At 70.3% G+C, this 19403-nt stretch carries 16 protein-coding genes; 5 read left to right on the top strand and 11 right to left on the bottom strand.

The genetic code is table 11. From position 1 onward, the window contains the following. Positions 1-14: 14 nt before the first annotated feature. From UK12_RS15745 to UK12_RS15730, 4 genes are read right to left on the bottom strand one after another with little or no spacing between them, the layout of a single operon-like run. Positions 15-1901 (bottom strand): DUF5107 domain-containing protein, encoded by a 1887-nt coding sequence (locus tag UK12_RS15745; protein WP_052681908.1) that lies wholly within the window; start codon positions 1899-1901, stop codon positions 15-17. Beyond that, the gene (locus UK12_RS15740) at positions 1898-2758 is read right to left on the bottom strand and encodes a carbohydrate ABC transporter permease (RefSeq protein WP_045303596.1); all 861 of its coding nucleotides are present in this window, start codon (positions 2756-2758) and stop codon (positions 1898-1900) included. Before UK12_RS15740 ends, UK12_RS15745 begins: the two co-directional genes overlap by 4 nt. 47 nt (positions 2759-2805) lie before the next feature. Next, positions 2806-3771, bottom strand: a complete 966-nt coding sequence (locus tag UK12_RS15735) for a carbohydrate ABC transporter permease (RefSeq protein ID WP_197084888.1) — start codon at positions 3769-3771, stop codon at positions 2806-2808. Between the two features lie 2 nt (positions 3772-3773). Further along, positions 3774-5072 (bottom strand): ABC transporter substrate-binding protein, encoded by a 1299-nt coding sequence (locus UK12_RS15730; RefSeq protein ID WP_045303595.1) that lies wholly within the window; start codon positions 5070-5072, stop codon positions 3774-3776. Between the two features lie 282 nt (positions 5073-5354). Here UK12_RS15730 and UK12_RS15725 point away from each other — a divergent pair, with 282 nt between their 5' ends. After that, positions 5355-6359 (top strand): LacI family DNA-binding transcriptional regulator, encoded by a 1005-nt coding sequence (locus tag UK12_RS15725; protein ID WP_045303594.1) that lies wholly within the window; start codon positions 5355-5357, stop codon positions 6357-6359. A 69-nt stretch (positions 6360-6428) separates the two neighbouring features. On the opposite strand, the gene UK12_RS15720 is transcribed toward UK12_RS15725, so the two are convergent. Continuing rightward, positions 6429-6623, bottom strand: a complete 195-nt coding sequence (locus UK12_RS15720; RefSeq protein ID WP_156178752.1) for a hypothetical protein — start codon at positions 6621-6623, stop codon at positions 6429-6431. Between the two features lie 40 nt (positions 6624-6663). Between UK12_RS15720 and UK12_RS36610 the strand changes: the two genes are divergently transcribed. After that, on the top strand, positions 6664-7320 hold the full coding sequence (locus tag UK12_RS36610) for a hypothetical protein (RefSeq protein WP_052681907.1): 657 nt from the start codon (positions 6664-6666) through the stop codon (positions 7318-7320). Between the two features lie 98 nt (positions 7321-7418). Here UK12_RS36610 and UK12_RS15710 read toward each other — a convergent pair whose 3' ends face one another. The 6 genes from UK12_RS15710 to UK12_RS15685 all read right to left on the bottom strand — a co-directional run bounded on the left by UK12_RS15710 (position 7419) and on the right by UK12_RS15685 (position 15983). Beyond that, on the bottom strand, positions 7419-10235 hold the full coding sequence (locus tag UK12_RS15710; protein ID WP_052681906.1) for an RICIN domain-containing protein: 2817 nt from the start codon (positions 10233-10235) through the stop codon (positions 7419-7421). Positions 10236-10344: 109 nt separating this feature from the next. Beyond that, positions 10345-10983, bottom strand: a complete 639-nt coding sequence (locus UK12_RS43305) for a sugar ABC transporter substrate-binding protein (protein ID WP_231591232.1) — start codon at positions 10981-10983, stop codon at positions 10345-10347. Positions 10984-11433: 450 nt separating this feature from the next. After that, positions 11434-12141 (bottom strand): FadR/GntR family transcriptional regulator, encoded by a 708-nt coding sequence (locus UK12_RS15700; protein ID WP_045303592.1) that lies wholly within the window; start codon positions 12139-12141, stop codon positions 11434-11436. 138 nt (positions 12142-12279) lie between these two features. Next, positions 12280-13311: an ABC transporter permease gene (locus UK12_RS15695; RefSeq protein WP_045303591.1), complete on the bottom strand. Its 1032-nt coding sequence runs from the start codon at positions 13309-13311 to the stop codon at positions 12280-12282. Further along, complete coding sequence (locus UK12_RS15690) at positions 13295-14851, bottom strand: sugar ABC transporter ATP-binding protein (protein WP_045303590.1); 1557 nt, start codon at positions 14849-14851, stop codon at positions 13295-13297. The genes UK12_RS15695 and UK12_RS15690 overlap by 17 nt, the downstream gene beginning before the upstream one ends. Positions 14852-14933: 82 nt before the next feature. Then, positions 14934-15983 (bottom strand): sugar ABC transporter substrate-binding protein, encoded by a 1050-nt coding sequence (locus UK12_RS15685; RefSeq protein ID WP_045303589.1) that lies wholly within the window; start codon positions 15981-15983, stop codon positions 14934-14936. Between the two features lie 428 nt (positions 15984-16411). Between UK12_RS15685 and UK12_RS15680 the strand changes: the two genes are divergently transcribed. The 3 genes from UK12_RS15680 to UK12_RS15670 are packed head-to-tail and all read left to right on the top strand — an operon-like array spanning position 16412 to position 19403. Then, positions 16412-17263: a fumarylacetoacetate hydrolase family protein gene (locus tag UK12_RS15680; protein WP_045303588.1), complete on the top strand. Its 852-nt coding sequence runs from the start codon at positions 16412-16414 to the stop codon at positions 17261-17263. Then, positions 17260-18627, top strand: coding sequence for an L-fuconate dehydratase (locus UK12_RS15675; RefSeq protein WP_045303587.1), 1368 nt, complete (start codon positions 17260-17262; stop codon positions 18625-18627). The genes UK12_RS15680 and UK12_RS15675 overlap by 4 nt, the downstream gene beginning before the upstream one ends. Beyond that, a complete protein-coding gene (locus tag UK12_RS15670; protein ID WP_045303586.1) occupies positions 18624-19403 on the top strand; it encodes an SDR family NAD(P)-dependent oxidoreductase in 780 nt (259 codons plus the stop codon). Before UK12_RS15675 ends, UK12_RS15670 begins: the two co-directional genes overlap by 4 nt.

Genomic DNA, 19403 nt, shown 5'->3' with positions numbered 1-19403 from the left:
TGGGAGGCGGCGGCTCAGCCGTCCGCCATCCGGAAGTCGTACTGCGGCGGGACGGGCGTGCCGGGGTGGACGGCGAGCCAGAGCGTGTCCAGGGAGAGTTCGCCCTCGCGCATGTTGTCGACCTGGATGCCCTCGGCCAGCAGGCGCCGGACCCGGTCGTCGTCGCCCGAGGCGTGCGCCGCCTCCGCCTCGGCCAGCCTGATCCTGCCGTGCGCCCGGTCGGCCGCCGGCAGCGCCTCGATCAGCGCGAGTGCCTCGGCGGGACGCTCGGCCCGGCGCAGCGCCTCCAGCGTCTCGATCGTCAACTCCAGCAGACCGGGCCGGAGTCGGTGGGCCGAGAGGGCGAGGTCGGCGGCCTGCTGCCGGTCCGGGGTCAGGAAGGCGAGCGCCCGCAGCGCCCAGGGTGAGGACTGCACGGCGATCGAGTGCTCGAAGGCCTCACGGGCGGCCTCGCGCTCCCCGGCCGCCAGCCGCAGCAGCCCGAGCTGGTAGAGCGCGTGCCAGTCCGCGGCGCCGGTCTCCAGCAGCGCCCGCCAGTGCGGCCCCGTGACCGGTTCGGCTGGCGGGTCGCAGACCGGCAGTGTGCCGGTCTTGAGGAGTTGCCGCCAGGGCTCCTGGGCGGCACCGGGCTCGCCGAAGGGCAGCAGCGGCGAGGCGGGCAGGGCGCCGGCCTCGATCTCAAGCGCGGCCCAGCCGCCGCCCTCGGCCAGCAGTTCCTCGGGGCCGCCGAAGCCGGCGGCCAGCGCCTCGGCCAGTTCCAGTTCCAGCGGCGGGACGAGTTGGTCCAGCGCCTCGGCGGCGGCGGACCGGGCAGTTTGCCAACTCCCGTGCACGGCGGCCGGATCGGCCTGCAGCAGGCCGTACGCCTCGGTCCAGGTCCAGGTGGTTCCGCCGGGCAGTGGCAGGTGTTCCAGCTGGGTGCGGGCCAGGCCCGCCTGGATCTCCAGGTAGGCGGAGTCCGGGCCGGAGAGCCACTCCTGCCAGTGCTTGCCTCCGGTGCCGGTGCCCCAGCAGAACAGCTTGCGCCCGCGCAGTCGCGCGGTGGAGGTCTGGACGAGTCCGGCACCGGCGTCGTCCAGCGCGGCGATCCAGGGGCGTTCGCCGCGGGGGATGTCGAGGAAGTAGTCGGCGGCGCGCGGGACCCGGCCGGGGTAGCTGCGGTCGGCCCCCTCGACCCGCGGGAACGGGACGCGCCGCAGGTCGCTGACGTAGTCGCAGTGGAAGGCGTGGTCGGCCGGGCCGAGGACGCGGACGCCCTCGTGTTCGGGTACGGCGATGTTGGACCACCAGTAGACCGGGGTCTCGGTCGGCGAAGGGTTGTGCACGGCGACGTGGACGTACAGCACCGGGGAGCCGGCGGGCAGCCAGCTGTCCATCCGCAGCACCAGGCGCCGCAGCCGTTCGAAGGCGTACATCCTCAAGCCCGGGGTGCCGTCCGGCGCGGTGACCCGGGCGGCGTGCAGCGGCTCGCAGGTCAGCGGCCAGTGCCCGGTGGTGCCGAGGTTCCACTCCACCCCGCCGGCCAGCCAGGCGTCGCGCAGCGCGAGGTTGGCGGGCTGGAGGATCCGGTTGCGGTGCAGCAGCTCCCGCCCGCTGGGTCGGTGGACCAGGGACCACAGCCGCCCGCCGAGGGAGGGCAGGAAGGTCGCGGTCAGGGTCTCGTTCTCCAGTACCACGCAGGGGAGTTCGCGCTCCGCGCGGTCGCGGGCGTACCCGCCCTGCCGGGTGTACGGCAGCAGGGTGCGCGGCACCCCGTAGGCCAGGTTGCGGCGCATCTCGGCGTCGACCCCGACGTCGGCGGCGGTCTGGTGCGGCAGGCCCTGGAGGATCGGCAGGGTGCCGCCGACCGGGTCGGGGGTGCCTGCGATGCGGAGAACGTCGGTACGCAGTGTCGAGGTCACTTGCCGATCCCAACTGTCATGCCCTGGATGATCCGCGAGCCCATCCAGGAGAAGAGCGCGATCATCGGGGCGAGGATGATGCAGACTCCGGCGAACATCGTGCCGTAGTCCAGGCCGTTGAACTGCTGTGCCGCGACGAAGGAGGAGCGGGCCACCGGAAGGGTGATCTTCCCTTGGCTGTTCGTCAGCACGAGGGCGAACAGGGTCTCGTTCCAGGCGGTGATGAACTGCAGGAGGAAGGCGGTGATCAGCCCGCCCCGGGCGACCGGGAGCACCACCTGGACGAAGGTGCGCAGGGGGCCTGCGCCGTCCAGGACGGCCGCCTCCTCCAGGACGCCGGGGATGCCGCTGAAGAAGCCGGTCAGCAGGAAGACCGTGAAGGGCATGGCCAGGCCGACGTAGACGAGCCCGAGGCCGAGGTCGCTGTCGGTCAGGTTCACCCGGGACAGGCCGACGAACAGCGGCACCACCAGGACCTGGCCGGGAACGCCGAGGCCCATGGCGAAGGTCATCGTCAGCGCCGAGGAGGTGCGTGAGCGGCGCCGGGCGAGGGCGTAGGCGCAGGGGGCGGCGAGGGCGACGGCGACCACGGAGGAGAGGCCGGCAGTGAGCACGCTGTTGAGGGCCGCCTGCGCGAAGCCGCCCTCGTCGAGCGCGGTGGCGTAGTTGTCGGTCTTCGGGCTGGTCGGCAGGCCGAAGGCGTGGTGCAGGATGTCGGGGCCGCCGCGCAGCGAGGTGAGCAGGATCCACAGGACCAGCAGCAGGTCGGCGGCGACGACGAGCCAGACGGCGGCCGTGCCGATCCGGGTCGCGAGTCCCGATCCGTATCCGCTCCGGGTTCTGCTTCTGCTTCGCACGGGTGGTGGCCTTTCGGGGGTCGAGGTTCGGGGGTCGGCCGTGCGGGTCAGTACTCGACCGGGTCACGGCGCAGCAGGCGGCGCAGCACGACGGTGATCAGGGTGACCATGGCCAGGCTGACGATCGCGGCGGCGGTGGCCGTGCCCAGCCGGGGGACGGTGCCCTGCGGGAAGGCCTCGGTGTACACGTACACGGCGGTGTTCCAACTGCTCACCGGCGGGTAGGCGTCGGTGCTGCCGCCGTAGAGCAGGATCAGCTCGAAGATCTTCACCGAGCTGACCGTCCACAGCACGGCGCAGACCGCGATCACGTCCCAGGCGCAGGGCAGGGTGATGTGCCGGAAGCGCTGGAACGGGCCGGCGCCGTCGAGTTCGGCCGCCTCGTAGAGGTAGTCGGGGATCTGGTCGACCGCCGCCATGATGATGGGGGTGTAGTAGCCGGTCGCCGTCCAGACCAGGGTGCCCAGCACCATCGGCAGCAGGTTGTCCGTCGACAGCCACTTGGGCGGTGTGGTCACTCCGAACAGCTTCAGCGCCTGGTTGACCGGGCCGGTGGGCGAGAACAGGAAGCCGGCGGCGATGCCGAAGACCATGCCGTTGACCAGCGAGGGGAAGAACAGCACGGAGCGGGCGAAAAGCTTGGCCCGCATCTCGCGCAGCACCAGGGTCAGCGCGAAGCTGAGCACGAAGGTGATCGTGCCGCCGATGACCATCAGTTCCAGCGTGTTGAACAGGGAGGTGCGGAACCTCGGGTCACGGAACAGCAGGGTGTAGTTCTGCAGGCCGCGCCAGTCCATCGCGCCCATGCCGTCCCACTTGTACAGGCTGGTCCACAGCGCGTAGCCAACCGGGGCGATGAACAGCACCGCGTACACGATCAGCGCGGGCGCGGTGAACGGCCAGAACATCCGACGGCGCTGGCGCTCCAGCGGGCCGACGCCGGTGCGGGCGGTGCGCTCGGACCGGCCCCGGACGGCGTCCGTCCGGGGCGGGTTGTCGATCGTCGTCGCCACCGTCAGCCCTGGGTCTGCCAGTAGGTGACCTGGTCGGCCTTGCACTTGGCGACGAACTGGGCGGCGGTGGTCTTGCCGTGCCAGAAGTCCAGGTAGTTCTCGTTCAGGACCTTGGGCAGCCAGCTGCCGCCCGCGCCGTCGAAGCTGAGCCGGACGGTCGGGGCTTCGAGGGTCTTCTGGACGTCGGCCAGCTCGGCGGGGGCCGGGATGTCGGTGCGCGGGGTGATGTTCAGCGCGGTGGTCGAGATCCCGGACAGGTGCTTCTTCTGCAGGAAGAAGGCGATGAACTTCTGTGCGGCGGCCGCGTTCTTGGCGCGCTTGGGGATCGCGAAGCCGATCAGGCCGGCGTCCGGGGCCTTCGCGGTGGGTGGCAGTATCGAGGCCGTCTTCCAGCCGGCCGGGACCTGCTTGGCCACTTCGGCGGTGACGTAGTTGCCGTCCATGTAGAAGGCGGCCTTGCCGGCCGTCCAGTTGGTCTCCTGGGCCGGGAACTTGGTGGCGTCGTAGCCGGGGATCAGGTGGCCGCCCTTGACCAGTTGCTCCACCTGCTGCGCCGCGGTGAGGACCGCCGGGTTGTCCCAGGCCGCGCCGGACTTGTCGGCGGAGAGCTGGGCGACGTTCACGCCGGCGCCGTTGAGCAGGTAGTCGAAGTACAGCGCGTTGGTCCAGGGGTCCTCGCCCTCGGAGGCGATGCACGCCTTCCCGGCCGCCTTCAGCGCGTCGCAGACCTTGAGCAGGCCGGCCCAGTCGGTGGGCGGGCTCGGCATGGCCGAGGCGACGGCGGGGTCGGCCGCGTGGTAGAACATCGCGTTGGTGACGACCTCGTACGGGATCACGTAGTGGTTCGAGCCGGACGGGTCCTTCGGCAGCATGTCGAAGTACTTGGCCGGGATCACCTGGGAGACCGGGACGTTCTCCTCCGGCACCTGCAGCTGCAGTACGGGCGAGAGGTCCAGGGCCTGTCCGGCGGAGGCGGTGGTGCCGTAGACCTTGTCGTCGGACTCGTCCCACAGGTCCGGGGCCTGGTTGGCGGCGATGGCCGGGCCGATCTTCTTGGCGATGTCCCGGCCGGCCCAGGTGATGGTCACCTTGGCGCCGGTGGCGGCGGTGAAGTCGTCGATCGCGGCCTTCAGGGCCTTGGCCTGCGGCTCGTCGGAGCGCCACATCGACCAGTAGGTGAAGCTGCCGCCGGACTTCGCGTCGTCCCCCGCACCGCTGCTGCAGGCGCTCACGGCGAGCGCGAGTGCCACAGCGGTGGCCGCGCCGACGACTCGGCTTGCGGACACGGTCGTTCTGCCCATGGGTGGTTCCTCTCGGAGGCGCGAAACGCCGCGCGGACTGGTCGTCAGCAGGGCCAGGGGACAGGGGCGTTGCTGGATGGCTGGGACGATACGGGCGGGTTGACCGGTAAATCAATGGTCCTTGCAGAATCCTCTGCCAGGTCGTTCCGCTATGGCGCCATCTTGGCGACGAATCATCAAGTCATGGGCGGAGCAAGGGTTTGGATCAACCTTGACGGCCCTTCGCCGGTGCCCTACGTTTCATCGAAAGCAAGTTGACCGGTAAAATCGAAGGATCCAGTCATGGTGACGATGCAGGACGTGGCCGAGCGCGCCGGGGTCACGAAGCAGACCGTCTCCAACGTCATCCGGGGCCGGGGGGCCGTGAGCCCGCCGACCGCAGCCCGGGTGCGCGCCGCGATCGAGGAGCTGGGCTACACCCCCAATCTGGTCGCACGATCCCTGGCGACCGGCGCCACCAGGACGGTGGGCCTGTTCGTCCCCACCGTGACGGGCTCCTTCTACGCCGACATCGTCGAGGAGGTCGAGGACGTCCTCGACGAGAACGGCTACCACCTGCTGCTGTGCACCACCCGCCTCGACGGCGAGCGCGCCAAGCGGCACCTGGCGGGCCTGACCAGCCGCTCGGTGGACGCCCTACTGATCGCTGGCGACCGGGACCTGATCGACCACCTGCCGCTGCTGGCCGAGGCCTCCTTCCCGGTCGCCCTGTGTGCCTGGGAGACCGACGCCCCCGACCGCTTCCCGGTGGTCACCATCGACTACGAGCGCGCCGGCTACCTGGCCGGGCGCCACCTGCGCGAACTCGGCCATGAGCGGGTCGCCGTGCTGGCCAGCCCCGACCACGGCCCGCGGGTGGCGGGCTTCCGGCGCGCCTTCGCCGTCGACGGCCTGACCGTCCCCGACGAGGCCGTCTACACGGCTCCCGAGCCCACCTCCGCGGGCGGCTTCGCGGCGGCGAACGCGGCACTGGCCGCCGATCCCGGCACCACCGCGCTCTTCGCCACCCACGACGTCCTCGCACTCGGCGCCCTGGAGGCCGCCCGGGCCGCCGGCCGCTCCGTCCCGCACGACCTGTCGATCGTCGGGCACGACGACAACCCGGAGGTCGGAGTCTCCCGGCCGGCCCTCACCAGCGTCGCCATCCCCAAGCGGGAAATGGCCCGCGAGGCCATCGAGTTGCTGCTGCGCGCCCTCACCAAGTCGGGCGCGCCGGCCAACTCACTCCAACTGCTGCGCCCCGAGCTGATCGTCCGGGACAGCACCGGCCCGGCCGGCAGCCGCTGATCCTCCTGTAGGGTTCCAAAGGCCCCGCATTGTGCTGACCTGTGGCTTCGTCAACTGTCGTGATCTTCGTCAGGCGGCGTTCCGGTACTCGTAGATCAGCCCGCCGAGGATGTCGTGGCGTTGGATGCGCTGTGCGGGCAAGGGGATGACGTCCGGGTCGTTGGCGGGAGCCCGAAGCTTGTGCCGCTCGAAAAGGCATCGTCGCAGATTAGGCGGCGTATGGCGCCTTTCCACCCAGCAGACTGACAAGCGGTCGATCAGCACGGAGTGGGGGGACATCCCGGACTTCGCCACTCTGTTCTCGGTGACCGAGCACGACTGCGGAGGCGAGGAGTGCGAGGACTGCGGCTGGCAGCTGCCCCCCCGAACCGCCGACCTCCTGCACACCGCGCTGACCGTGCTGGCGGGCCAGGCCTACGACGAAGCCGAAGCCCTGGGGGACCGGCTCGTCACAGCCGAGGAGAAGGGGGACTGGGAGTTGTTCGCCCGTCTGCCCAAGCTCGCCCACGGCTGCGACCTGCAGTGGCGCCGCCGCATGGCCCGGGCCCTGGACGACCTGGCCGACGACCTCGAACACGGCCACTGGCCCGAACCGACCTGCACCGCCGAAGAACTCGCCCTGCACCTGGCACTCGGCGAAGCACCCAGCTATCTTGACGACGTCGACGACAACGAGGGCAGCCCGCACCGTAAGCTCCCCGTCCATGAGGACGACTACGACTTCGACGCCTGCAAGGACCTGCTCTTCCAGGACTCCGACGTCCTGATGCTCTACAGCCCCCGGTTCGACGGCATCGAGGACCCCGACGGCGACGTCAACCGCCACTTCGGCATCGGCGACCTGCGGCCGGCGGCCTGGTTCGAGCCGTTCGACAACGTCGAAGCCCGTGATCTGGCCGGTCCATGCTCGACCCGCGCTGGAGGAGCTGCGCGTGTGCCTTCCCCGGAGGGGAGCCGGTGATCCGGGGCGCGCACGATGCGGCCCGCACCGCGGGTGCGCGGTGCGGGCCGGATGTTTCGGTCCGGCCGGGATCACGGTCCGGATTTACAAGCCAGGGGTTACGGCAGGTGCCAGACCTGGTTGGCGGACGGGCCGGTGGAGCAGTCCCAGATGATCAGCTGGGTGCCGACCGGGCCGGCGCCGGCGTCGTCGAGGCACTTGCCGGACTGCGGGTTCTTCAGGGTGCCGTTGGCCTGGGCCTGCCAGATCTGGTTGGCGGCGCCGGGCGTGCAGTCCCACAGTTCGACGTTGGTGCCCGATACGGAGCTGCCACCCGTGATGTCCATGCACTTGCCCTGGACGCGCAGGGTGCCGTCAGCGCCGGCGGTCCACTGCTGGTTCGTGGCGCCGGTGGTGCTGCAGTCCCAGACGATGATGGGGTTGCCGTTGGTGGTGCTTGCGCCCGAGTTGTCGGCGCAGAGCCCGTTGATGCCGGTGATCTGCCCGGTGCCGAGGGTGCGGTCGAGGCCGATCTGGACGTTGCCGAGGTGGCTGGCCGCCGTGGCCGGGGTGCCGGTGACCTGGCTGAATGTCATGCCGGAGACCGGGGCCGTGACCTGCTGGACGAGGTAGGACCTGCCGGCGGTGGCCGGGATCGAGAACTGGCCGGCGGTGGTGGGGCTCACCACGACGGTCGTCCTGTCGGTGCCGTCGACGACTGACACGCTCTGGCCGGGCCAGGGGCTCCGCATGGTGATGGTGCCGGTGGAGCCGGCGTGGATGCCGACGGTGCCGATGACGCCGCCGTGGACCTGGACGGAGACGGTGCTGCCGCCCTGGATGTACTGGGTGCCGTCCGCGTCCCAGCCCGGGGGCAGGGCGGGGGCGATCCGCAGCAGGTCGTCGTAGTCCTGGACCAGCGACTCGTTGACGGCGAGCGCGACGTTGGCGGCCTGCTCGATGTAGGGCTCGGTGCCGCCGGACTGGCCCCACAGGTTGGCCATGCCGGTGGGGTAGGTCTGGTACTTCTGGGTGAGCGCGGTCAGGTCGGCGGCGACCCGCGACCCGAGGCCGAGGCGGGCGGCGTCGACGGCGTCGAAGCTCCAGTCGTTCTGCTGGACGTTGACCCGGCTGGCGTAGGTGCGCTGCGCCAGCGACAGCAGCGGCGAGTTGTCGCCGACCAGGCCGTAGGGCCACACGGCGTCGAGGTCGTCGTTCTCGCTGTTGTTGACGGGGGCGGTGGGCTGGGAGGACTGGCCGAGCACGTCGGTGCCGGAGGCGTCGGCGGAGGCGGTGAGGTTCTGCTGGTGGGTGGCGGCGTCGGTGCGCGGGTAGTCGGGGATCTGCGGAATCGCGGTCTGCAGCTGGGAGACGAGCGAGGCGTCGGTGTTCAGGGTCTGGGCGGCGGAGATGGTGGCGGGGAAGAGGGCCTTCATCGCGTCGATCATGTTGACCGGGTCCTGGACGTTCCACTGGTTCTCGTGGACGTTGGCCACCGCGTGGCGCTTGCCGTCGGCTCCGACGGTGGTGTAGGCGAGCAGGAACTGGCTCGCCTGCTGCATCAGCGGGTAGTTGGTGGTCAGGAAGGTCCGGTCGCCCGTGGTGAGGTACTGCTGCCAGACCCACAGGCCGACCTCGGCGCCGGAGGAGACGGTCCGGCCGTTCCAGGTGCTCAGCGCCTGGTCGCAGGAGGCGTCACCGAACGGGTTGCTGTCGTTCTGGAAGCCGTTGCCGTTGAAGCGCATGGTCTCCGGCACGCAGATACCGGGTAGGTTGCCCATGTACGTCTTGGTCCAGGCCTGGATGTTGGCCAGGTTCGAGGTGTAGAGGTTGTAGAACCCGGAGTTCAGGGCGGTCGCGCCGGCCCCGATGTTGGCGGCGATCTGGCCGCGCAGGTTCCAGATCCAGTAGCCGGCGGGGTACCAGTTCTGGGTGTCCTGGGAGAAGTTGAACAGGTCGGCGACCCCGGCCTGGGAACCCGGGAGCGGGCCGCGGGACTCCTCGGCGGTGGTGAAGTAGTACAGGGTCCGCAGCTTCTCCATGTACTGGGCGGTGCCGTCGGCCGAGGAGAGCTTCACCAGGCCGAGGTTGGCCCAGTAGGTGTGCCACCAGGACAGGTGTGGGGCCTGCAGCGCGCTGCTGGTCGCCGAGGCGTCGGTGCCCAGCAGGGCGGCTGCGGTCGAGGCGGCGTTGCCGCCGGTCCAGGTCGGGCTGCCGACCAGGATTCGGAAGCTGCCGTCGGCGTTGGGGGTGAGGTTGACCTTGACGGTCTGCGCGTCGGTGACCGTGGCGGTGACGTTGCGCCCGCCGGCGGTGAGTGCGGCGAGCGAGCCGAAGGTGCGGCCCGAGCCGGTGGTCGCGTTGTTGTCGACCCAGGTCTCGGCCAGCGTGGCGACGCTGCCGGAGGCCGCGGCGGTGGGCGTGCGCCCGGACCACAGGTTCACGGTGGCGGTCTGGGCGGTGTTGGGGTCGGCGCCGGTCACGTCCACGACCAGCTCGTCCTTGTCGGCGCGGACGTAGATCGTCGCGCTCATGCCGCCGCCGGACTCGCGCAGCACGCCGTCGTAGGGGTCGACGGTGGCGGTGAAGTCGGTGGCGCCGGTGATCCGCGACAGGCTGGGGATCTGCAGCCAGCCGGGAGACTTGCGGCCGGGCAGGGTGTCGGCGCGGTTGAGCTGGGCGGTGAAGCCGTTCGCGGCCCAGACCGCGGCGCCCAGGGTGCCGTTGCCGAGCGGCATCGACTGGGTCGCCGCGGTGTTGGGGCTGCCGAGGACGATGTTGGCCTCGCGGACGAGGTTGGGTGTGTCGACGGCGAACGCTCCGTTGGACCAGGCGGTCGTCGTGGTCGCCGCCGTTGCGGCCGTCGGCGACCACGCGATCGCCGACGTGCCGAGCGCCAGGGCGGTGATCGCTCTGGCTACGGGTGCACTTCTCATGTTGCGGCCCTTCTGTGGTGGGGGTCCTGTGATGGGTGTTCAGGCCGACCGCTCGGGCTGCCCGCCGCAGCCGGACGCCGACCTGGTCTGTGGGTGTGGTGTCGTGCGGTCAGCCGGTGGCGTGGTTGGCCCAGAGCGACGGATCGTCGACGGTGTCCTTGGTGACCAGGGGGGAGGGAAGCTGGTCCTCCAGGCCGTTCGGCAGAAGGATGATGGTGGAGTTGTGGTCGGTGGGGCCGGGCTTGAATGTCCTGCCCTCGGCTGCGGCCCGGGCGTAGTACAAGGCGTACTTGGCGTACAGGTCGGCGGGCTGGGAGACGGTGGCGTCGATGTCACCGTTGCGGATCGCGTCGAGCTCGGCCGGGATGCCGTCGTTGGAGACGACGACGATGTGGCCGCTCTGGCCGGCCGGTTTGAGCAGGCCCCTCTGACGCAGGACGTCAAGGGTGGGTTGCAGGAAGACGCCGCCGGCCTGCATGTAGATGCCGTTCAGGTCGGGGTTGGCGGCCAGCGTGGACTGCAGCTTGGCGGAGGCGACATCGCCCTTCCAGTCGGTGGCCAGCTCGATGACCTGGATGCCGGGGAACTCGTTCTTCATGCAGAAGGCGAACGCCTGGGAGCGCTCGTAGCCGTTGATCGAGACCAGTGCGCCCTGGAGTTCGGCGACCTTGCCCTTACCGTGCAGCTGTCTGCCGAGGAACTCGCAGGCATGGGTGCCGTACAGCCGGTTGTCGGTACGCACCACCATGTAAGACGTCGCCGTTCTCCGGCACGGTGTCGACGCTGACGGCAGCGATGTGCTTGGCCAGCAGGCCGTCGAGCACCATGCCGGTGTTGATCGTGTCCTGCGGTGCCATGACGATGGCCTTGGGGTGCTTGGCTGCCAGCGACTGGATGTTGGCGGTGAACGTGTTGTCGTCCCCGTCAGCCGCTGGTCGGCGATCTCCGTGCGGAGGTACTTCGCGTACGCCTTCCAGAAGTCGGAGTCGGCGCGGGGGAGATCGACGCCGATCTGCAGGGGAAGGCTGTCAGGGGCGGAACCGGTCCCGCAGGCGGTGAGGCATCCGGCAAGCAGTACCGCGGTCTTGCATGCGCACAGGGTCCGGGCGATTGATCTCTTCACTTTCAGACCGTCCTTGGGGGGGGGGGGGGTGCTGCGCGCCGGGCATGCAGGACCGGAGGTCCGAGTCATCGGGTGCTACGAGGTGCTTGTGTCGAGTCCGGGGGAGTCGGTGGAGATTCCGGTGGCCAGCCAGTCCTCGACGGCGGCCACGTGCACGGTGCTGGCGCTGGCGGCGAGGAGAGCGTCTCCGGCGGCGAGGGCCAGCCAGATGGTCTCATGGTCTCGGTGGGCCTGTTCGCGGGCGGGCGCGTGCCGGATGCCGCGGACGATGCGCAGCCGCTGGGTGTGGGTGGAGAGGATGCCGAGCAAGGTGGACAGGACCGGGTTTCCCACGGCGTCGACGATGGTCCGGTGGAACGCGATGTCCAGCTCGACGAACTCCTCGATGCTGATGTCCTGGGCGCTCTGGTCGAGGATGGCGCGCAGCTCGGCCAGGCGTGGTTCGGTGATCCGGTGGGCCGCGAGCGCTGTGGCCTGGGGTTCCAGCAGCCTTCGTACCTGGAGGAGTTGGCCGGCGGTGCGGCCTTGGGACACGTCGGCGGCGAAGGCGAGCGTTTCCAGCAGGAGGTGGGGTTCGAGGCCGGAGACGTAGGTGCCGTCGCCCTGCCTGGGCACGAGGATCCGCATCGCGGTGAGTGCGCGGACGGCCTCGCGCAGGGAGTTGCGGGACAGCCCGAGCTGGTCGGCCAGGTCGGCCTCGTTGGGCAGCCGGGCACCGGGGTGGAGGGCGCCGGAGAGGATCATCTCCTTGATCCGCTCGATGGCCTGATCGGTTACCGACATCTGGGTCCTCTCTGGTGCGGAACGTACGGGCCTGTGGAGCGGCCGTCCTGGCGGTGCGGGAACGGGAGGCCGGAGCGGCGCGACCAGTGCCCGACCGACTGGTGGCGCCGCTCCGGCGGCTCGGGGTGGTCAGACCCGTTACTCCTGCTGCTCGCCGGAGGCGAAGCGGGAGATGATCAGGGCGACGATGATGATCGCGCCGTTGAGGAACTGGTTCCACAGCGGCGGCACGCCCGCGAGGGTCATGACGTTGACCACCAGCTGGAGGGTCAGCACGCCCGTGAGGGCACCGAAGAGGGTGCCGCGGCCGCCGTTGAGGCTGACGCCGCCGATGACGGTCGCGGCGAAGACCTGGAAGATCCAGCCGTTGCCCTGGTCAGCGGAGATGGAGCCGTAGTGGCCGGTGTAGAGGACACCCGCGAAGGCCGCGAGCAGGCTGCCGAGGATCAGGACGGCCCAGGTGACCCGGTCGACCCGGATACCGGCGGCCCTGGCGGCTTCTGCGTTGCCGCCGATCGCGTACAGGGCGCGGCCGTGGCGCAGCCAGGCGAGGGCGCTGCCGCCGGCCAGGAAGAGCAAGGCGCAGATCCAGATCGCGGCCGGGACGCCGAGCCAGCTGGTGCTGCCCAGGTAGGTGAAGGAGCCGGGCAGGTTGACGATGGATTGGCCCTGGGAGATGGCGACTTGGAGGCCGCGCAGCAGGGTGAGCGCGCCGAGGGTGACGATGAAGCCGTTGAGTCGCAGCTTGAGGATGAGGAAGCCATTGATCGCGCCGATCAGCGCGCCGACCGCGAGGCACAGCGGGATGGCGGTCCAGGAGGGGAAGAGGCCGAGGCCGTTGAACCGGGCGCCGTGGTCGGGCAGGACCAGCCAGACGGCGATGACCGGGGCGACGCCGATGGTGGACTCCAGGGAGAGGTCCATCCGGCCGGCGATCAGGATCAGGGCCTCGGCCAGGACGAGCAGGCTCAGTTCGGTGGCCTGTTGTCCGACGCCGAGGAGGTTGTCGGAGGTGAGGAAGGCGGGGGAGACCGCGAAGCCGATGACTCCCAGGACGAGCAGGACCGGGACGAGCGATAGATCGCGGTAGCGGGCCAGGTCGATGCGGCGCCGCGCGGGCGCGGGGACGGCGGCGGCCGAGTTCGCGCGGACCTCAGTGGTGGGAGTCATTGTCTTCCTTCGTGTCGGTCGGGCCGGCCATGCCCTCCATGGCTGCGACCAGTTGTTCGTCGCTCCAGCCGTGCTCGAACTCGGCGACGACGCGGCCGTGGAACATGGCCAGGACGCGGTCGCAGACCCGCAGGTCGTCGAGTTCGTCGGACACGATCAGGGCGCTCTTGCCGGCATCGGCGACTTCACGCACGGTGCCGAGTAGGGACTCCTTGGACTTGATGTCGACGCCGTTGGTGGGCCGGATGGCGACCAGGACGTGTGGCTCGGTGGCGAGCGCGCGGGCGATGACGACCTTCTGCTGGTTTCCGCCGGACAGGGCGGACACCGGGGTCGAGGGGCCGGGCGTCTTGATGTCGAGTCCGCTGATCATCCGCTCGGCGAAGGCGCGGGTCCGCGAGGGCATGACCGTGCCGAACGGGCCGAGCTGGTCGGTGACGGTCAAGGTGGCGTTCTCGGCGACGCTGCGCTGTGGAACCAGGCCCTGGATGTGGCGGTCCTCGGGGACGAAGCCGATCCCTGCTGCGAGAGCGGCCGGAACCCGGCCCGTACGTACCGGCCGGCCCGCGACGGTGACCGTGCCGGCCCGGGGGCGGTGCAGGCCGGCGAGGGTCTCACCGAGCTGGACGTTGCCGCTGGCAGCCGCCCCGGCCAGGCCCACGACTTCGCCCGGACGCGCGGTCAGGGAGAAGTCCTGGTACGCGCCGTCCAGGCTGAGCCCGGAGACCTCCAGAAGCGGGGCGCCGTCATGGAGCGTCCGGCCGGTCACCGACCACGCGGGCTCGGAGCCTCGGGCGCGATCGCCGGTCATCGCCTCCACCAGGGCCTGCTGGTCGAGCTCGGCGACCGGCGCGGTGACGATGTGCCGGGCGTCGCGGTAGACCGTGACGGTGGTGCAGAGGTCGTAGACCTCCTGCAGGTGGTGGGAGATGAAGAGGAAAGCGACACCCTGCTGCTGGAGTGAGCGCAGCTTGTCGAAGAGCTTCTCGATACCGCGCGCGTCGAGTTTGGCGGTGGGCTCGTCCAGGATGATGAAGCGGGCGCCGAAGGACAGCGCCCGGGCGATCTCGACGAACTGGCGCTGCTCGACGCTCAGGTGCTCGGCGCGTGCGCCCGGGTCGACGTCGACTCCATACTCGGCCAGGAGTTCACCGGCCCGGCTCCGCAGCTGCTTCCAGCTGATCGGGCGCAGCGAACCCGTGCTCTGCCGGTCCAGGAAGAGGTTCTCCGCGACGGTCAGCGCGGGAATGATGGTGGAGCGCTGGTAGACGCAGGCGACCCTTGACCGCCAGGCGTCGGTGTCACCGGGGGCCGGGGCGGGTTGGCCGTTGAAGCGCAGGGTGCCGGTGTCGGGGTTCTGCAGGCCGGTGAGGATCGAGACGAGCGTGGACTTGCCCGCGCCGTTTCGGCCGACCAGGGCGTGCGACTCGCCGGGTGCGACCGAGATGCGGGCGTCGCTGAGGGCGACGGTGGCGCCGAAGCGCTTGCTGATCCCGTCGGCCTCGACGACGGGGCCCCGGACGGGGCTGGGGTCCGCCATGGCGGGGGTGTCCTTTCCGAGGGTTCCCGTGAACGGCGGCCTGAGCAGGCTCGGAGCGCCGCCGTTCACGAGGGTGCGGGGATTACTTGCTGACGTTGTTGCCCCACAGGGACTTGTCGTCGACGTTGTCCTTGGTCACCAGCGGCGCGGGGAGCTGGTCCTCCAGGCCGTTCGGCAGCTGGATGATGGTCGACCCGTGGTCGGTGGGGCCGGGCTGGAAGGTCTTGCCCTCGGCTCCGGCCTGGGCGTAGAACAGCGCGTACTTGGCGTAGAGGTCGGCCGGCTGGGAGACGGTGGCGTCGATGTCGCCCTTGCGGATCGCGTCGAACTCCTGCGGGATGCCGTCGTTGGAGATGATCGCGATGTGGCCGGGCTGGCCGGCGGGCTTGAGCAGGCCCTTCTGCTGGAGGAGGGCGAGGGTCGGCTGAAGGAAGACGCCGCCGGCCTGCATGTAGATGCCGCCCAGGTCCGGGTTGGCGGCCAGGGTGGACTGGAGCTTGGCGGAGGCGACGTCGCCCTTCCAGTCGGTGGCCAGCTCGATCACCTGGATGTCGGGGAACTTCTCCTTCATGCAGGCGGCGAAGGCCTCGGAGCGGTCGCGGCCGTTGATGGAGCTCAGCGCGCCCTGGAGCTCGGCGACCTTGCCCTTGCCGCCGAGCTGCTTGCCCAGGAACTCACAGGCCTTGGCGCCGTACGCCTTGTTGTCGGCGCGGACCACCATGTACACCTGCCCCTTGTCGGGGCGGGTGTCGACGCTTACCACGGGGATCTTCTTGACGGAGAGCTGGTCGAGGGTGGAGGCGATGGCACCGGTGTCCTGCGGGGCCATCACGACGGCCTTGGCGCCGGTGTTCTGGAAGACCTGGACGTTGGCGACGAGCTTGGTGACGTCGTTCTGGGAGTTGCTCACCGGCAGGGTGTTCAGGCCCTGGGAGGAGCCGTCCTGCTTGATGTACTGCGCGTAGGAGTTCCAGAAGTCGGAGTCCGCGCGGGGCAGGTCGACGCCGATGGCCGGCTTGCCGCCGGAGGCGGAGGTGTTCGAGTCGCTGCCGCGGTTGCACGCCGTGGCGAACCCCGCCAGGACGACCACGGTGGCGGCCGTGGCCGCGATCTTGGAGGAGCGAGGGTTCATGGTGCTGATCTCCTTGGGGCTGGGGTGGCAGGCGCCCCTGACGGGCTGAGTTCGGAACCGGTGCGGCCCGGCGCGGAGGGAGCGACCGGCCCGTGGTTGTGGCGGTCCGTCACAGTAGGAAGCGGACCTCGCAGTCATCGGATGGCTTGCGGCAGTGAGGACCTTACGAGTCGGACATCTGGCTGACAAGAGGAGACCTCGGATGATTCTCAACCGTGATATCCGGGTTAGGGGAGAGGGCGCGATCGGCCCGAGATGTGTCATCTGAACTGCGCGCATGGAGGAGAGCAGGCCGAATCTGCCGACAATCATCGGAGGACTTCTTGCGGTGGTGCGGGCGATGCTCGTATGGTCAGGGCGCCACGATTCATCCGATGTATCGGCGGCCGCGAGGCATCGGTCCTCGGCGCGACGACAGGAGAGAACACATGAGACTAGGGCGCATCGGCGCACCGGGAGCCGAGACTCCAGTCGTCGTCGACCAGAGCGGCGCCACCTTCGCGCTCACAGCCCTGACCGCCGACATCGACGGGGCGTTCCTCGCTTCCGGCGGCATCGACCGGGCCCGGGAGGCGCTGGCCGAAGGCTCGCTCCCGACCGTCGACACAGCCGGCCTGCGCGTCGGCGCTCCCATCGCCCGCCCGGGGAAGGTGGTGTGCATCGGCCTCAACTACCGTGACCACGCGGCGGAGACGGGAGCGGCCGTCCCCGAGCGGCCGGTGGTCTTCATGAAGGACCCCTCCACCGTGGTCGGCCCCTACGACCGGGTACTGATCCCGCGCGGTTCGGTGAAGACCGACTGGGAGGTCGAGCTGGCGGTCGTCATCGGCCGTGAGGCCCGCTACCTGGCGAGCCCCGCCGAGGCCGGCGCGTGCATCGCCGGTTACACGATCAGCAACGACGTCTCCGAGCGTGAGTTCCAGCTGGAGTACTCCGCGCAGTGGGACCTCGGGAAGTCCTGCGAGACCTTCAACCCGCTGGGCCCCTGGCTGGTGACATCCGATGAGATCGCCGACCCGCAATCACTGGGGCTGCGGCTCTCGGTCAACGGCGACGTGCGCCAGGACGGCGACACCAAGAACATGATCTTCGAGGTCGCGTACCTCGTCTGGTACCTCAGCCAGTACATGGTGCTGCGCCCCGGCGACGTCATCAACACCGGTACCCCGGCCGGCGTGGCTCTGGGGCTGCCCGGCACCCCGTACCTGCGCGAGGGAGACACCGTCGAGCTGTCCATTGACGGCCTCGGCACCCAGCGTCAGACCTTCTCCAACGCATGAAAGGCACCACGTTGCCCGCGACCACAGCGCGGATCACCGCCGTCGACACCTACGACATCCGCTTCCCCACCTCGCGGGAACTGGACGGGTCCGACGCGATGAACCCCGACCCCGACTACTCCGCCGCGTACGTCGTGCTGCGCACCTCCGCCGGCGGCCACGAGGGCCACGGCTTCACGTTCACCATCGGACGAGGCAACGACGTCCAGGTCGCCGCCATCGACGCACTGCGCGAGCACATCGTCGGACGCCCCGTCGCCGAGCTGTGCGCCGACCCCGGCTCCCTGTACCGCGACCTGATCGGCGACAGCCAGCTGCGCTGGCTCGGCCCCGAGAAGGGCGTGATGCACATGGCCATCGGCGCCGTCGTCAACGCCGTCTGGGACCTGGCCGCCAAGCGCGAGGGCAAGCCCCTGTGGCAGCTCCTCGCCGACGCTGACCCCGATTGGCTGGTGTCCCAGGTCGACTTCCGCTACATCGCGGACGCACTGACGCCCGACGAGGCCCTGGAACTGCTGGCCAAGGGCAAGCAGGGCGCCGGCGAGCGGGCCGCAGAACTGCTGCGCCGAGGCTACCCCGCCTACACCACCTCGCCCGGCTGGCTCGGGTACAGCGACGAGAAGCTCACCCGCCTCGCCGAGCAGGCGGTCGCCGACGGATTCACCCAGATCAAGCTGAAGGTCGGCGCCGACCTGGAGGACGACATCCGCCGCTGCCGCGCCGCCCGCGCGGCCGTCGGCCCGGACATCCGCATGGCGATCGACGCCAACCAGCGCTGGAACGTCGCCGAGGCCATCGAGTGGACGAACGCCCTCGCCGAGTTCGACCCGTACTGGATCGAGGAGCCCACCAGCCCCGACGATGTCCTCGGCCACGCCGCCGTCCGGCAGGGCGTCCATCCGATCAAGGTCGCCACCGGCGAGCACGTGCAGAACCGCATCGTCTTCAAGCAGCTCCTCCAGGCCGGTGCCATCGACGTCCTCCAGCTGGACTCGGCCCGGGTGGCCGGCGTCAACGAGAACCTCGCCATCCTGCTGCTCGCCGCCAAGTTCGGCGTCCCGGTCTGCCCGCACGCCGGCGGCGTGGGCCTGTGCGAGCTGGTCCAGCACCTGTCGATGTTCGACTACGTCGCGCTGTCCGGCACCATCGAGGACCGCGTCGTCGAGTACGTCGACCACCTCCACCAGCACTTCCTCGACCCGGTGGTGATCAACAGCGGCCGCTACAGGGCGCCCACCGTGCCCGGCTTCTCCGCCACCATGCACCAGGCGACCATCGACACCTACACCTACCCCGACGGCGCCTTCTGGGCCGCAGACACGGCCGCCGACCTCTGCGGCGCAGACACCGAGGAGCGCGCATGACGACCGAACTCGACGGCCTCACCGCCCTGGTCACCGGCGGCGCCTCCGGCATCGGCCTGGCCACCGCCCGGCTGCTCGCCGAGCGCGGCGCGCAGGTCGCCGTCCTCGACCTCGACCCCGGCGCCGCCCCTGCCTCGCTGCGCGGCTTCACCGCCGACGTCAGCGACGACGCCTCGGTCCGCGCCGCCGTCATCGGCGCGGCCGAGGCACTCGGCGGCATCGACATCCTGGTCAACAACGCCGGCATCGGCGCCGCCGGGACGGTCGAGGACAACGACGACGCGCAGTGGCACCGGGTGCTGGACGTCAACGTCCTGGGACTGGTCCGGGTCACCCGCGCTGCCTTGCCGCACCTGCGCCGCTCTGTGTCGTCCAATCCGGGGCGTACCGCCTCGATCGTCAACACCTGCTCCATCGCGGCCACCGCCGGGCTGCCGCAGCGCGCCCTGTACTCGGCGTCCAAGGGCGCGGTGCTCTCGCTCACCCTCGCCATGGCCGCCGACCACGTCCGCGAAGGCATCCGGGTCAACTGCGTCAACCCGGGCACCGTCGACACTCCGTGGGTCGGCCGGCTGCTGGACGCCGCCGCAGATCCGACCGCCGAGCGCGCCGCGCTGAACGGCCGCCAGCCGACCGGTCGCCTGGTCACCGCCGAGGAGGTGGCCACGGCCATCGCCTACCTTGCCTCTCCGGCCGCCGGCAGCGTCACCGGCACCGCCCTCGCGGTCGACGGCGGCATGGCCGGCCTGCGCCTTCGCTCGGAGCCGAAGCCGTGA

The organism is Saccharothrix sp. ST-888 (assembly GCF_000955975.1).
In the GTDB taxonomy this organism is placed as follows: Bacteria; Actinomycetota; Actinomycetes; order Streptomycetales; family Streptomycetaceae; genus Kitasatospora.
The sequence above is the reverse complement of the archived record's forward strand: the minus strand, read 5'-3'. Positions and strand labels throughout refer to the sequence as shown.